Annotated in this window: 12 protein-coding genes and 3 pseudogenes; 6 read left to right on the top strand and 9 right to left on the bottom strand. The window is 71.5% G+C overall.

The window, feature by feature from the left end:
• Nucleotides 1–383 precede the first annotated feature (383 nt).
• From OIE49_RS26710 to OIE49_RS26700, 3 genes and pseudogenes are all read right to left on the bottom strand, one after another.
• A pseudogene (locus OIE49_RS26710) lies at nucleotides 384–749 on the bottom strand (AAA family ATPase); the annotation flags it as partial.
• A gap of 236 nt (nucleotides 750–985) precedes the next feature.
• Entirely contained in the window at nucleotides 986–1,159 is a 174-nt protein-coding gene (locus OIE49_RS26705) for a hypothetical protein (protein ID WP_326804474.1), read from the bottom strand.
• Complete coding sequence (locus OIE49_RS26700; protein ID WP_401739854.1) at nucleotides 1,156–1,674, bottom strand: ATP-binding protein; 519 nt, start codon at nucleotides 1,672–1,674, stop codon at nucleotides 1,156–1,158. Before OIE49_RS26700 ends, OIE49_RS26705 begins: the two co-directional genes overlap by 4 nt.
• 295 nt (nucleotides 1,675–1,969) lie before the next feature.
• On the opposite strand from OIE49_RS26700, the pseudogene OIE49_RS26695 reads away from it, so the two are divergent.
• From OIE49_RS26695 to OIE49_RS26685, 3 genes and pseudogenes are all read left to right on the top strand, one after another.
• A pseudogene (locus tag OIE49_RS26695) lies at nucleotides 1,970–2,580 on the top strand (DUF6879 family protein).
• Nucleotides 2,581–2,823: 243 nt separating this feature from the next.
• On the top strand, nucleotides 2,824–3,762 hold the full coding sequence (locus OIE49_RS26690) for a helix-turn-helix domain-containing protein (RefSeq protein ID WP_326804473.1): 939 nt from the start codon (nucleotides 2,824–2,826) through the stop codon (nucleotides 3,760–3,762).
• Nucleotides 3,759–3,974, top strand: coding sequence for a DUF397 domain-containing protein (locus OIE49_RS26685; protein ID WP_326804472.1), 216 nt, complete (start codon nucleotides 3,759–3,761; stop codon nucleotides 3,972–3,974). Before OIE49_RS26690 ends, OIE49_RS26685 begins: the two co-directional genes overlap by 4 nt.
• 87 nt (nucleotides 3,975–4,061) lie before the next feature.
• Here OIE49_RS26685 and OIE49_RS26680 read toward each other — a convergent pair.
• A pseudogene (locus OIE49_RS26680) lies at nucleotides 4,062–4,481 on the bottom strand (hypothetical protein); the annotation flags it as partial.
• 107 nt (nucleotides 4,482–4,588) lie between these two features.
• Between OIE49_RS26680 and OIE49_RS26675 the strand changes: the two are divergent.
• Nucleotides 4,589–5,209 carry a hypothetical protein gene (locus OIE49_RS26675; RefSeq protein ID WP_326804471.1) on the top strand — a complete coding sequence of 207 codons (621 nt, stop codon included), beginning with the start codon at nucleotides 4,589–4,591 and terminating at the stop codon, nucleotides 5,207–5,209.
• A gap of 264 nt (nucleotides 5,210–5,473) precedes the next feature.
• A complete protein-coding gene (locus tag OIE49_RS26670) occupies nucleotides 5,474–5,941 on the top strand; it encodes a hypothetical protein (RefSeq protein WP_326804470.1) in 468 nt (155 codons plus the stop codon).
• Between the two features lie 28 nt (nucleotides 5,942–5,969).
• Here the strand turns inward: OIE49_RS26670 and OIE49_RS26665 are convergent, their stop codons facing one another.
• The 4 genes from OIE49_RS26665 to OIE49_RS26650 form a co-directional block, all read right to left on the bottom strand.
• Nucleotides 5,970–6,620: a thymidine kinase gene (locus tag OIE49_RS26665; protein ID WP_326804469.1), complete on the bottom strand. Its 651-nt coding sequence runs from the start codon at nucleotides 6,618–6,620 to the stop codon at nucleotides 5,970–5,972.
• A 67-nt stretch (nucleotides 6,621–6,687) separates the two neighbouring features.
• Nucleotides 6,688–7,896, bottom strand: a complete 1,209-nt coding sequence (locus OIE49_RS26660) for an alkaline phosphatase family protein (protein WP_326804468.1) — start codon at nucleotides 7,894–7,896, stop codon at nucleotides 6,688–6,690.
• Nucleotides 7,896–8,492 (bottom strand): DUF5998 family protein, encoded by a 597-nt coding sequence (locus OIE49_RS26655; protein ID WP_100570666.1) that lies wholly within the window; start codon nucleotides 8,490–8,492, stop codon nucleotides 7,896–7,898. The genes OIE49_RS26660 and OIE49_RS26655 overlap by 1 nt, the downstream gene beginning before the upstream one ends.
• A gap of 52 nt (nucleotides 8,493–8,544) precedes the next feature.
• Entirely contained in the window at nucleotides 8,545–11,865 is a 3,321-nt protein-coding gene (locus OIE49_RS26650) for a bifunctional acetate--CoA ligase family protein/GNAT family N-acetyltransferase (RefSeq protein ID WP_326804467.1), read from the bottom strand.
• A gap of 176 nt (nucleotides 11,866–12,041) precedes the next feature.
• Between OIE49_RS26650 and OIE49_RS26645 the strand changes: the two genes are divergently transcribed.
• Nucleotides 12,042–12,323, top strand: a complete 282-nt coding sequence (locus tag OIE49_RS26645) for an HPr family phosphocarrier protein (RefSeq protein WP_326804466.1) — start codon at nucleotides 12,042–12,044, stop codon at nucleotides 12,321–12,323.
• A 157-nt stretch (nucleotides 12,324–12,480) separates the two neighbouring features.
• Here the strand turns inward: OIE49_RS26645 and OIE49_RS26640 are convergent, their stop codons facing one another.
• Nucleotides 12,481–13,236, bottom strand: a complete 756-nt coding sequence (locus tag OIE49_RS26640) for a M23 family metallopeptidase (RefSeq protein WP_326804465.1) — start codon at nucleotides 13,234–13,236, stop codon at nucleotides 12,481–12,483.
• Nucleotides 13,237–13,238: the final 2 nt, after the last annotated feature.

Below are 13,238 nucleotides of genomic sequence, written 5' to 3'. Positions count from 1 at the left end.
AGGACCGGCTTCTTGTCCTTCTCGGCGTTCACGGCGGCGTCGAGTTCCCTCTTCACTGCCGTCAGCCGTCGTGCGGCGGCGTTGAGGTGGTCGAGTCCGAGGATCGCGGCGATGTTGTCGTACATCTCCGACGGCTTGCCGTTGATCAGGTTGTCCAGGTCGGCGTAGGACAGGAAGGGGCGGTAGGCGCGGGTCGCCTGCTCCCAGCCGGCCTGTTCCAGCGGCACGGTGCCGTGGCCCGGCCGCCTGAGCACGGCCTCGGAGTCGCTGAAGGTGTCGCCGGTCCAGGTGCGGGTGAGGGTGCTCGGCGACGGGTCGCCCTCGACGGCCAGCTTGGCCTCGACGACGGTCTGTTCTCCCTGGTGCAGGTTGCGCCAGCGGACGGCGTGGCTCGGGTGCTGTCCCGAGCAGTGGGCGTTGGTTCCGGTGAACAGGGTCTCGACGGCCTCGGCGATGCTCGACTTGCCGGAGCCGTTGCGTCCGACGACGAGGGTGACTCCGGGCTTGGGCCGCAGCTTCAGCCGGGTCTCCGAGCCGACGCCGCGGAAGCCGGTGACGGTGACCTTGCCGAGGTAGAGGGGGCCTGTGGAGGTGCGCGCGCCGTCTTCGGTGTTCCCGGGGTCGCCCAGTGCCTCGCGGATGAGGGCCTTCACCGGCTCGGCGAGCTTCCGGTCGTCGGCCAGCCGGGCCTCCACCAGCTCGGGCAGCGGCAGTGCGTGGTCGGGGTTCTGGTCGGTAGCGTCGTCCATGAGGTGTCTCCCGTGATTCCCGTACTGACGTGGAAGGGGCGAGCACCGACAGGCGGGGGCGGCGGCTGGGCCGCCGGGTGCCTGTCGATGGACGGAACCGTAGGAACGGTCAGGCCTCTTTCGGGACCTGCTACTCGATAACCCTGGTTATCAGGAGAGTTGATGGAGCGGCAGGGGCCGCTCCGAGGGCGGGTGGGGCTGTCGGGGCTGTCCGTTCGCGTCGAGCCGGTGATTGGTCACGTTGCCCTCGCCTCACCGATCCGTCTGTCCAACTCGGCGTCCAAAGCGGCCTGCTCACTCACATCGGGGGCGTAGCCGTTCCACTCCCGCAGAGCGGCGCGTGCCTGCTCGGCGTGAGCCGCACGCTCGGCGCCCTCGCCCTTCGCGCGGTGCGCGCCGGGACTGTTCACCCCTGGGGCCAGGACGGCAGCGTGTACTCCGCCCAAACGGTCTTTCCCGGGCCGTCCGGGCGTGGGTGCCAGTCCCAGCAGGTCGCGAGCCGCGATACGAGGAGCAGCCCGCGGCCGGCCTCGTCGGCGCCGTCGGCCTCCTCCAGGGCGGTGGGGCGGCGGGGGTGGCGTTCGGCGCGGGTGTCGGTGACCTCGACGCGGATCGTGCGGCCGTCGGGGGTCGCGTGGAGGCTGAGGTGGAAGTCCCGGCCGGGGACATGGCCGTGTTGTACGGCGTTCGCGGTGAGCTCGGCGACGATCAGCACGATCGCGTCGTGCGGGTCGGTGCCGTACGGGATCCCCCAGGCATCCAGACGGACGGCCGCGAGGCGGCGGGCGAGACGGGCTCCGCGGGGTGTGGAGGTGAAGCGCATCTCGAAGGTGCGGGGCTGGGGCGAGGGTGAGTCAGCCTGCAAAGGGGCGTAAATGGTGGCGGGTTGGGCGGCGTCGGTGGGATTGATGGGTTTCGTCGTCACGCCCCTCACGGTCCCGTCGGTCGCATAGCGTGACCAGTAGTGACGCAGCGACAGGAGGCGGCTGTACGCACTCTGCCGGCACGAGTCAGAGCTGCGCGCCGTGACGGCGTCTCTTGCGGGGCGTTGAGCGGGAGAGGCGGTGGTGGACTTGGCTGAGCGCAAGGGTGTGGTGGCGGCAGTCCGTCCGGACACCCTTGGGCTCCGGGACGTTCACCCGCGTGCTTCCGCGGACGCCACTGCCCCGATGTAATCCCGCCGAGGAACATACTCATCGCAGCGAAACCGGATGTCCCGAATGTTTGACTCCTTCCCGAGCGGAACCTTCGAACGCATGAATCGTCCCGCGTATCACGCGGATTTCCGTCGCGTCTACGAGAGCGGAATTCACCATCTGAACAAGCTCGAACGAGGGCAGAACTTCAAAGAACGCGGGTTCGCCAGCTGGGAAGCCTTCGCCGCCGGGGAATGGGACCGCGCCCTGTCCCTCACCCAGGAGAAACGCGACGTCTACGCACGGCAGTTCCGCGACGCCGCGCGGTTAGGCATTCTGGAGCGTCGCCTTCGCGTGGTGGAGTTCCCGGTGACCCCCTACGTGCAGTGGGAGCTCTTCGTCCTGCGTCTGCGTGTGGACCTGGGCGACAACATCAGGGTGCTCGACGCTCGCGAGATCGCGGACATCGAGAAGGACCGCCCTGTTCCCGAGGTGGTGATCCTCGGGGATGTCGCCATGTACGAGGTGCTCTACGACGATGACGGGAACGCGCGGGAGCCAATCGCTTCACCGACCGGACACTGATCCGGGAGACGTCAGCCGGCTTCGACGCTCTGTATGAGCGGGGGGACGACTTCCACGCCTTCTTCGACAGGGAGATCACCCCTCTCGCCCCGCCCACCGTCGCCCGCTGAGCACCCATTTCGTTCGGGGCTCCGAGGCCCGGTCACGGCTCCTCCCCGGGACGAGCCGTGACCGACAGCCCGCATGCGATCAGCGCGGATGCCCCCACACGGCCCTGCCGGTCGCAAAGCGCGACGAGTGGTGACGCAGCGACAAAGGGCGGTTGTAGGCGCGTTGTCCGCGCGAGTAGGAGCTGCGCACCGTAACGGCGTCCCTTGCGGGGGCGTTGAGGCAAGGAGGCGGTGATGACGGACATGACTGAGCGCAAGGGCGTGGAGGCGGGCGCCGAGGCGCTTGCGGAAGAGCGTGACGGCGGCGGTGTGGGGGCGGCCATGGGTCCCGGGGACGGCTGGGAGAACGACGACCGGGCCGCGGGGCGACGACCGGAGGACGAGGCGGGGCGGGGTGTCGTCGTCGCGTTCGGGCAGACCATGAAGACGCTGCGGGTGCGGGAGGGGCTGGAGCGCGAGGAGTTCGGACGGCGGCTCGGGTATTCGGCGTCCACGGTCGCTTCGTTCGAGCAGGGGCGGAGGATTCCGACGCCCAGGACGATCGAGCGCGCCGATGAGGTGCTGGGGGCGGGCGGGTTGCTGTGCCTGTGGAAGGAGCAGGTGGAGCGGGCTCAGTATCCGGTGTTCTTTCAGGGGATGGCGGTGCTGGAGAAGGAAGCCGTTGAGCTGCTTTCCTACGACACCCTCGTGGTCAAGGGGCTGCTCCAGACCGAGGAGTACATGAGGGCGCTGCTGGGCATGCGACGTCCGCCCCTGGACGAGGAGGTCATCGAGCAGCGGGTGACAGCTCGGCTGGCCCGGAAGGAGATCTTTGACCGACGGCCTGCCCCGCTACTGAGTTTCGTGATGGACGAGTCGGTGTTGCGTCGCTGGTACGGCGGCAGGGACGTGCTGCGCGGGCAGTTGGAGCAACTCCTTTTGATCGGCCAGAAACCGAACGTAGAGATCCAGGTCATGCCGCTCCGCTGCGAGGAAAGTGCGGGTGTGGACGGGCCGTTCACGGTCGTCACGCAGAAGGGCGGCAAGAAGTTCGCGTACGCCGAGGCCCAGGGCACCAGCGCTCTTCAGACAGACGCGGATCAAGCGGCTCTCGCTGCCGCCCGTTATGGGATCATCCGATCACAGGCTCTCACTCCGAGAGAGTCACTGGCGTTCATCGAAGGGTTGCTGGGAGAGCTATGAACAACGCTGAGTCCTCGACCGTCGCCTCCGGCCTCACCTGGTTCAAGAGCAGCTACAGCGGAGCCGAGGGCGGCGATTGTGTGGAGGTCGCAACGGCAGCGGCAGTTGTGCACGTCAGGGACTCCAAAACTGTCGCCGGACCCATCGTCGCGGTCTCGCGTGACGCGTGGGCGGGGTTGGTCGGGCTGGCCTCGTCGGAGCAGCGCGTCTGACATTCATACGGTCACAAGACCCCCTGCCGGTTCCCTTCCGGGGCGCCGGCAGGGGCTCGCGAGGCCCGGATGCCTCGATGAACGAGGCTAGTTCGAGGTAGTGCCGCCCGCGTCAGGCTGCTCGGCGCAGTCGGTGATGGAGGCCTCGTGAGCTTCGACGACTTCCTCCTTCTCAACTCGGTGCGACGGCTTCGTCAACTCCAAGCTGGAGAGGTGCTTCTTCAGCTTTTTGGCCATGGGAAGGTAGGTCGCAAAAGTGAGCCCGCCGGAAACGACGGCCCCGACGACCGGCACGGCCTTTGAGACGCTCCTGGCAAAGGTCTGTTTTGTCATCTTGACGCCGAGGTAACCCGCGACTTTTTTCACTATCGGGTAGACGACGCCCTTGGTGAGCGCCTTCTGAGGCAGCTTCTTGACGACCTGCTCCGACATCATCCCCGCGACCTTCCCCACGGCGGCGTTCGCTGATTGAGTGCCGAACATCACGCCCAGGAAAAGCGTGAGCACAACCCGCCTGATAATACGGGTTATCAAAGATCTAAAGCCTCACGCACCGGAACGGCAGGCACCTTGTGATGGCCAAGTGCCACGACGCCGACCGGAGGACCACCGCGATGAGTCACACGCCCCCGATGCCGCACAGCAGCCCGCAGCCCTCCGGCCCCGGCGGTGCACCGGGCTGGGGCGTCGTGCCGCCGGTCCCGCCGCCCGGCGGCGGACATTCCCCGATGGGGCAGCCGACGACGCCGAAGCCGTCGCACCGCAAGGCATGGCTCACCCACGGCGCGACCGCGTTCGTCGCGCTCATGGTCGGCACCGGCATCGGCAACAGCGGGGACTCCGGCAGCACCGACAACTCCGCCGCTCCCGCCCCGGCCGTCACCGTCACCAAGACCGCGGCCGCTGAGCGGGGCGAGCCGAAGCCGGCCGTCACGGTCACCCAAAAGGTCACGGTCGCGCCGAAGCCGGCCAAGAAGCCCGGACCGGCCACCACGGTCGGGGGCGAGGGGCAGTACCTCGTCGGCGACGACATGCAGGCCGGCACCTACAAGACTGCCGGACCCGACGAGGGCAGCTTCATCAAGAACTGCTACTGGGCACGCACCAAGGATGCCTCCGGGGAGTTCGGCGCCATCATCGCCAACGAAAACCTCAAAGGTCAGGGCCGCGTGACCGTCAACAAGGGCGAGTACTTCGAGACCAAGGGCTGCCAGAAGTGGACCAAGGTCGGCTGACCGGCCTCCGCATACGCCGCCGCGCTCGTGGGGGGACGCGGCGGCCTCGGGGGCGGCCCTGCCGGAAACCGGGCCGCCCCCACCACGTCCTCCACTCCTCGCACCTACGCGCTTCCGCGCCCTCACACCCTCGAACCGAGAGGAAGTTCCGCCATGCCGACCCCGGAGCAGCCAGACATTCCTCCTCCCCCGACCACGGACCCGGAGCCGGTTCAGGAGACGGCCGACAACCCGGCTTCCACGTCCGCCGAACCAATACCCGTCATGCCCGACCATCCGCCGGCTGTCCCCGCGTCCCGCTGGTCGCGGCTGTCACGCGGCGCGGTCCTCGCGATCGGTGCCTGCCTCGGAGCCGCTGCGGTGGGAGCGTGCTGGGCGGGGATGTCGCTGGCCGGTCAGTCCGGGGACTCGTTCAGTACGGACGGGACACTCACCGTCACCGGGGTCGGCGGGGGTCTCGACTCCGGCGAACCGTGCTCAGGAACGGGCGGGTACTCCGACATACATTTCGGCACCCAGGTCACCATCACCGACGCCGCAGGAGCCCTCGTCGCAATGGGGAGTCTGAGCCTCGGCCAGAAGACGGAGCAGGGCTGTGAGTTCCCCTTCACGGTCGACGACATCACGCCGGGCTCGAAGTTCTACACAGTAGAGGTCTCCCACCGCGGCGGCCTCAGCAAGGCCGAGGACGAACTGCGCACAGGCGGCCTGGCGTTCACCCTCGGCGACTGAGCCCGCCCAGCCGTCGCTCCGGAACCGGTCAGTCCGCGGTCACCGGCAGCACGTCCGGCGACAGTGCCGCCGCCCGTGCCGAGGCGGCTGTCATGCGGCGGCGGTGGTGGCGGCGGCACAGGACCTCGTAGCCGATCTCGTCCATGGAACGGGTCACGTCGCCGACGAACACCTGGGCGCCCTCGACCACCATGACGCCGCCCACGGTGCGGGCGTTGTGGGTGGCGCGGGCGCCGCACCAGCACAGGGCCTCGACCTGGAGGACCTCGACGCGGTCGGACAGTTCGACCAGGCGCTGGGAGCCGGGGAACAGCTTGGAGCGGAAGTCCGTCGTGATGCCGAAGGCGTAGACGTCCATCTCCAGGTCGTCGACCACGCGCGCGAGCTGGTCGATCTGCTCGGGCGCGAGGAACTGCGCCTCGTCCGCGATCACGTAGTCGGCGCGGCGGCCCTGCGAGAGGTGGTCGACGAGGTAGCCGTACAGGTCCACGCCGTCCTCGACCTCCACCGCGTCCGTCACGAGACCGAGGCGTGAGGACAGCTTGCCCTCGCCGGCCCGGTCGTCACGGGTGAAGATCATGCCCACAAGGCCGCGCGCGGAGCGGTTGTGCTCGATCTGGAGAGCCAGTGTCGACTTCCCGCAGTCCATGGTTCCGGAGAAGAACACCAGCTCTGGCATGAGCAGTTGGGCACCTTTCGGCGAGTGTGGAGGACGGTGGTGTACGGCGAGTGGGCGGGAAGGAGCCTCAGGAGCGTACTTCCAGCAGCGGGACCAGCTGCTCGGCAGGGGTCATCGAACCGTGGTTGCCGACCATCAGCGACTCCTTCGGCTCCTGCTCGGAGGCGATGAGCAGGACGTCGTCGTGGGCGGCGGCGATCACGTCGCCGATCCGCGCGTACACCCGCTCGTCGACGCGCGGCCCGAACCAGCCCGCCGCGATCGCCTCGTCCCGGGAGGCGACCCAGAACTGCTCGCCGAGCACCTCGCGCCAGCAGGTGAGCACGTCGCCCTCGGCGCCCGGCACCGCGTACACGTGCCGTGCGCGTCCCTCGCCGCCGAGCAGGGCGACGCCCGCGCGCAGCTCCCAGTCCTCGTCGAAGTCGACGCGGTGCTGCTCGTCGAACGGGATGTCGACCATGCCGTGGTCGGCGGTGACGTAGAGCGCGCTGCGCGGCGGGAGCTGCTCGGCCAGGCGCTGGACCAGCCGGTCGACGTGCATGAGCTGTCCGCGCCAGGTGTCGGAGTCGACGCCGTAGCGGTGACCTGCGCCGTCGAGTTCCGAGTAGTACGTGTAGACCAGGGCCCGGTCGGCGGCGGCGAGCTGCTCGGCCGCGACGTCCATGCGCTCCTCGCCGGTCAGCCGTCCCAGGAACGTGCCGCCGCTGAGCGCGACCTTGGTCAGCGGGGTGTTCTGGAAGGTCGGGGAGGACACCTGGGCGGCGTGCACACCCGCCTGCTGGGCGAGCTGGAAGACCGTGGGGTGGGGCTGCCAGGCGCGCGGATCGGAGTACGGCTGCCAGCGGAGCTGGTTCATCAGCTCGCCGGTGGCCGGGTTGCGCACGGTGTAGCCGGGCAGGCCGTGCGCGCCCGGGGGCAGGCCGGTGCCGACGGAGGCGAGCGAGGTCGCCGTGGTCGCCGGGTATCCGGCGGTGATCGGGCGGCCGGTGCCGCCGCGCGAGCTGCCGAGCAGGGAGTTCAGGTAGGGCGCGTCCGAGGGGTGCGCCTTCAGCTGCTCCCAGCCGAGGCCGTCGATCAGGAAGACGCAGGCGCGGTCGACGGGGGCCAGCTCGTCGATCGCGGCCGTCATCCGCGGGACGCCCATGCCGGCGGCCAGCGTGGGCAGCAGGTCGGCGAGCGAGCCGGTGCCGTACGCGGGGGCGGGTGCGGACTCGACGGCCAGCGGCTCGGGGTGGTCCCAGGCGGTGGCGTCGTCGGGGAAGAAGGGGCGGGTCATCAGCGGGTCGGGTCCGCGGTGGCCTCGGAGATGGCCTGGGCGAAGGCGAGGGCCTGCCGGACCGTCTCGGGGCCGTCGCCGGCCTCACTGACGCGCAGGCTGAGGTCGTCCGCCGTCGAGTTGCCCGTGTAGCCGTGGTCGGCCTCGCAGTTGGGGTCGCCGCAGGCGGCGGGCTCCAGGTCGATCCGGGACACGGCGCCCCAGCCGATGGTCAGCACGACCTCGCGCGGCAGCGTGCCCGGCGTGTACTGCTCGGGGTTGGCGACCACGCGGCTGACCACGACCGACGAGATCCGGTCGAGCTTGACCGACTCCGTGGACGTGGTGGCGTACGGCGTCGGGGACGTGCTGTCGGCGGCCTGCTCGTCGGTGTGGCTGACGATGAAGCGGTTGCCGGTGAGGACGAGCACCGTCACGTGCCGCCGCACCTCGTTCTGGTCGAACGTGGTCTCCTGATGGACCAGGTACGACCGGATGGGCTCCCCGCCCACGGCGGCCTCCACCGCCTCGGCCACGAGAGCCGGGTAGTAGCCGCTGCGTTCGATCGCCGAACGCAGCCCCTGGGTCGTCGTACTGGTCTTGGCCATGCCGTCCATCCTACGGGGGCGCACTGACTGCGAGGCACCGCCGCGGAGCGAGGAGTCCCGGTCAGTACACCGGGAGCGTGCGCGGGCCGAGGTCGTCGCGGGCGGGCGGGGGCGCCAGGCGCACGGAGGCGTCGAGGACGGTCAGCCCGCGCGGGGCGACGACGACCGGTTCCAGGGTGACGGCGACGACCTCCGGGTGGTCGTGGACCAGCCGTGACACGCGCAGCAGCAGCTCCTGCAAGGCGGGTGTGTCGACGGGGGCGGAGCCGCGCCAGCCGAACAGCAGGGGCGCCGTGCGGATGGATCGGATCAGGGAGGTGGCCTCGCGGTCGGTGACCGGGATCAGCCGGTGCGCCATGTCGCCGAGCAGTTGGGAGGCGACGCCGGCGAGCCCGAAGGAGAGCACGGCGCCGGCCGCCGGGTCGATGACCGCGCGCACGACGGTGTCGACGCCTCGGGGCGCCATCGCCTGCACCACCGGCCGCACCTCCTCGGGCTTGCCGAAGAGGTCGGTCAACTCGGCGTAGGACCAGCGGAGTTGCTCCTCGTCGGTGAGGTCGAGGCGTACGCCGCCGAGGTCGGCGCGGTGCCGCAGGTGGGGGGCGGTGGCCTTCAGGGCGACGGGGTAACCGAGGGCGCGGGCGGCTTCGGCGGCGTCGTCGGGGGTGGGTGCGGGCAGGGCCCGGCGCACGTGGATGCCGTACCGGCCGAGCAGCTCGCAGGTCTTCTCCGTGCCGAGCGTGAGGCCCTGCCCGCTCTCCAGGAGCCCGCCGATGAACGCGGCGGCGCCCTTCTCGTCGATGTCCTCGTACTCCGGCACCCGGCCGGGCTCCGCCGCCTCCCGCCGCCACTGCCCGTACCGGACCGCTTCGGCGAGCGCCCGTACGGCGCGCTCGGCGGCGGGGTAGGCGGTGATCAGCCGCGGACCGGCGGGGGCCGGCTCGGCGCTCGCACCGGCCGACGCCACGGGCCCGGGGCCCGTTCCTCCGGCCCCTCCGGGCACGGCGGGGGCCGGTCGCCGAGGGCCGGGACCGGGCAGCGAACCTGCGGCGCGAGGCTGGTCCGGACCCGATTCCCGGCCGGGGCCGGGGGCCTGACCGGAGCCGGAGGCCTGGCCAGGGCCTCGCCCGGGTCCCGTGCGCGCTTTCGGGCCGGTGCCGGTCTCGGGGTTCGGGTCGGCGGCCGGGGCACCCTGGCCGGACTGATGGCTCGCCCCCGGCCAGGGGCTCCCGCGCCCGTGCGGGCCCCCGCCGGACTCGGGCCCGGAGTCGGCCGGGGAGGCGGCATCCGCCTGGCGATCCGGGCCCGGCAAGGAGGGCCCACCCACCGGGTGGTCCGCGCCCGTCGGAGACGCACCACCCGTCGGAGACTCCCCGCCCACCGGAGACTCCCCGCCCACCGAGGCGACTCCGTCCGCCCGATGGTCCGCGCCCGCCGGGGAGGTCGGCCCCCGTCCGGGTGCCGTGGACGGCGGCAGCAGCGGGGTCGCCGGTGGCTGAGGGCCCGGGCCGGGGGGCGGGGCCGTGCTAGTGGCGGCGGAGAGGGCTTCCGCCAGGTCGCCGAACTCGACGTGGACCACCAGGACCGGCTTGCCGGGGACCTCCTGGGCGGCCGAGCGCAGCGCCTCGGCCAGGGCCGTGTCCGCGGCGGCCCCCTCCCCCACCGCCGGTATCAGCGTGACGACCACCGCGTCGGTGGTCTCGTCGGTGAGCGCCCGGGACAGCGCGGCCCGGAAGTCCTCCGCCGAGGCCGCCGTCGTCAGGTCGCGCGGAGGCTGGGGGCGCAGGCCCTCCGCGAGACAGCGGTCGTAGGTCAGCACGCCCAGCGACTCGGAGTTGCCGAGGATCGCCACCCGCGGTCCCGGCGGCAGTGGCTGCCGGGCGAGCAGCAGGCCGGTGTCGACCAGTTCGGTGATGGTGTCGACCCGGATGACGCCGGCCTGCCGCAGCAGCGCGGACACCGTCGCGTGCGGCAGCCGCGTCGCCCGTACCGCGTGCCCCTGCGGGGCGGAGCCCGCGCTCTGCACCACGACCAGCGGCTTCACCGCCGCCGTACGCCGGGCCAGGCGGGTGAACTTGCGCGGGTTGCCGATGGACTCCAGGTACATCAGGGCGACGTCGGTGTCGGGGTCGTCGTACCAGAACTGCATGACGTCGTTGCCGGAGACGTCCGCCCTGTTGCCGGCCGACACGAAGGTCGACACCCCGGTGACCCCGGTGACCCCGCCGCCGCGCCGGTGCAGCCGGGACAGCAGCGCGATGCCGATGGCCCCGGACTGGGCGAATAGACCGATGCGGCCGGGCCGGGGCAGCTCAGGGGCGAGGGAGGCGTTGAGGCGGACGTCCGGCGAGGTGTTGATGATGCCGAAGGTGTTGGGCCCGATGATCCGCATGCCGTACGAGCGTGCCTGCCGCACGAGCGCGCGCTGCCGCTCGCGTCCCTCGGGGCCGCTCTCCGCGTAGCCCGCGGAGATCACGACGAGTCCCTGCACCCCGTGCTCCCCGCACTCGGCGACGGCGTCCGGGACGTGCTCGGCCGGCACGGCGACGACGGCGAGGTCCACAGGGCCGTCGATGTCGCGCACCGAGCGGTGGGCGGGCACCCCGTCGATCTCCCGGCAGTCCTCGCCGAAGGCCCGGTTCACGGCGTGGAGCCGCCCCGTGAACCCGGCGTCGCGGATGTTGTCGAGGATGCCGCGGCCCACGCCGCCGCGCGTGCGGCCCACTCCGACGACGGCGACCGAGCCGGGCACGAGCAACCGCCGTACCGACCGCGCCTCGGCCCGCTGCTCCCGTGCGTGCTGCACGGCCAGCGAGCGGTCGGTCGGCTCGATGCCGAACTCCAGGTGTACGACGCCGTCCTCGAAACTGCGCTTCTGGGTGTACCCGGCGTCCGTGAACACCTTGATCATCTTGGTGTTGGCCGGCAGCACCTCGGCGGTGAAGCGGCGGATGCCGCGCTCCCGGGCAACGGCCGCGATGTGCTCCAGGAGCGCGGAGGCGACGCCCCGGCCCTGATGGGCGTCCTGCACGAGGAAGGCGACCTCGGCCTCGTCGGAGGGCGCCGAGGCGGGCATGCCGTCCGCGCCGATGCGGTCGTAGCGTACGGTGGCGATGAACTCGCCGCCGACCGTGGCCGCGAGTCCCACCCGATCCACGAAGTCGTGGTGCGTGAAGCGGTGGACGTCCTTCGCGGAGAGCCGCGGGTAGGGCGCGAAGAAGCGGTAGTACTTGGACTCGTCCGACACCTGCTCGTAGAAGCTGACCAGACGGCCGGCGTCGTCGGCGGTGATGGGGCGGATCCGTGCGGTGCCGCCGTCGCGCAGTACCACGTCGGCCTCCCAGTGGGCGGGGTACTCGTGCCGGTCCGGCGAGGTCTGCATGGGGCCCAGCGTACGGCTCGCGTCCCACAGCGGCGCGAGGCAGTCTGTGGAGGACACACGTCGGACCGAGGCCGCGGTCCGACGCCACCCGGAGCGGCGCACACGCCCGCTCCGTGCTCGCACCACGTGTGGAAAACTGGTCTAGACAACCCTGATCACCTGAAGGGCAGCAACACATGGCTGAGCGCCGCGTCAACGTCGGCTGGGCCGAGGGTCTCCACGCCCGCCCCGCTTCCATCTTCGTCCGGGCCGCCACGGCCGCAGGCATCCCGGTGACGATCGCCAAGGCCGACGGGACGCCCGTCAACGCGGCCTCCATGCTGGCCGTGCTCGGCCTCGGCGCCGAGGGCGGCGAGGAGGTCGTCCTGGCTTCCGGCGCCGACGGCGCGGACGCCGCGCTCGACCGGCTGGCCAAGCTGGTCGCCGAGGGGCTCGAGGAGCTTCCCGAGACGGTCTGACCGGCAGGAACGGTCCTGCGCCGAAGCCGTGCCGCCCGGACGGGTGGCACGGCTTCCGTGTGCCCGTCGGCCGCCGGAAGACAGCCGGGGAATGCCCGAGGCCCCGGCTCGGGAGCCGGGGGCCTCGGGAGTGCCGGACCGTACGCCGGGCGTCGGGTCAGACGTTGACGCCGTGCTTGCGGAGGTAGGCCACGGGGTCGACGTCGGAGCCGTAGTCCGGGGTCGTGCGGGCCTCGAAATGCAGGTGCGGTCCGGTCACGTTGCCGGTCGCGCCGGACAGGCCGATCCGCTGACCGGGGATCACCTGCTGGCCCACCGAGACCTGGATGGACGACAGGTGCCCGTACTGGGTGTACATGCCGTCGGCCATCCTGATCACGACCTGGTTCCCGTACGCCCCGCCCCAGCCGGCGTCGACGACGGTGCCGCTGCCGACCGCGTGGACGCTGGTGCCGCTCGCGGCGTGGAAGTCGACGCCGGTGTGGGTGCCGGAGGACCACAGGGAGCCGCCGGTCCGGTAGCCGGTCGACACGTACGAGTCGAATATCGGCGTGACGAAGGCGTTGAGGCGCTCGCGCTCGGCCTCGCGGGCGGCGCGCGCCTTGGCCTCGCGCTCCTTCACCGCCTGCTCGGCGGCCTTCTTGCGCGCGGCCTTCTCGGCCTCCTTGCGCGCGGCGGCCCGGTGCTGGGCGACGGCCTGGGCGTCGATCTTCTCGGCGATGCTGTCGCCGATGGTGACGACCGGGGTGAGGCCGGTGTCCTCGGGGGCGGCATCCTCCGCCGCGAGAGCCGGGGCGGCGAGGGTGCCGATGGCACCGGTGGTGGCCAGGGCCGCGACGCCCGCAGCGCGGGCGGTGGTGCGGTGCATCCGGCTCGGCCGTCGGTGCTTCCCGGCGGCGCGGGTGAACGCCATGG

Source organism: Streptomyces sp. NBC_01788, from assembly GCF_035917575.1.
Classification (GTDB): Bacteria; Actinomycetota; Actinomycetes; order Streptomycetales; family Streptomycetaceae; genus Streptomyces.
This window is presented reverse-complemented; position numbering and strand designations above follow the sequence as displayed.

Coding starts and splice junctions, on each gene's coding strand:
- OIE49_RS26690 (WP_326804473.1), top strand. CDS start 2,824: ATGACTGAGCGCAAGGGCGTGGAGGCGGGCGCCGAGGCGCTTGCGGAA.
- OIE49_RS26685 (WP_326804472.1), top strand. CDS start 3,759: ATGAACAACGCTGAGTCCTCGACCGTCGCCTCCGGCCTCACCTGGTTC.
- OIE49_RS26675 (WP_326804471.1), top strand. CDS start 4,589: ATGAGTCACACGCCCCCGATGCCGCACAGCAGCCCGCAGCCCTCCGGC.
- OIE49_RS26670 (WP_326804470.1), top strand. CDS start 5,474: ATGCCCGACCATCCGCCGGCTGTCCCCGCGTCCCGCTGGTCGCGGCTG.
- OIE49_RS26665 (WP_326804469.1), bottom strand. CDS start 6,620: ATGCCAGAGCTGGTGTTCTTCTCCGGAACCATGGACTGCGGGAAGTCG.
- OIE49_RS26660 (WP_326804468.1), bottom strand. CDS start 7,896: ATGACCCGCCCCTTCTTCCCCGACGACGCCACCGCCTGGGACCACCCC.
- OIE49_RS26655 (WP_100570666.1), bottom strand. CDS start 8,492: ATGGACGGCATGGCCAAGACCAGTACGACGACCCAGGGGCTGCGTTCG.
- OIE49_RS26650 (WP_326804467.1), bottom strand. CDS start 11,865: ATGCAGACCTCGCCGGACCGGCACGAGTACCCCGCCCACTGGGAGGCC.
- OIE49_RS26645 (WP_326804466.1), top strand. CDS start 12,042: ATGGCTGAGCGCCGCGTCAACGTCGGCTGGGCCGAGGGTCTCCACGCC.
- OIE49_RS26640 (WP_326804465.1), bottom strand. CDS start 13,236: ATGGCGTTCACCCGCGCCGCCGGGAAGCACCGACGGCCGAGCCGGATG.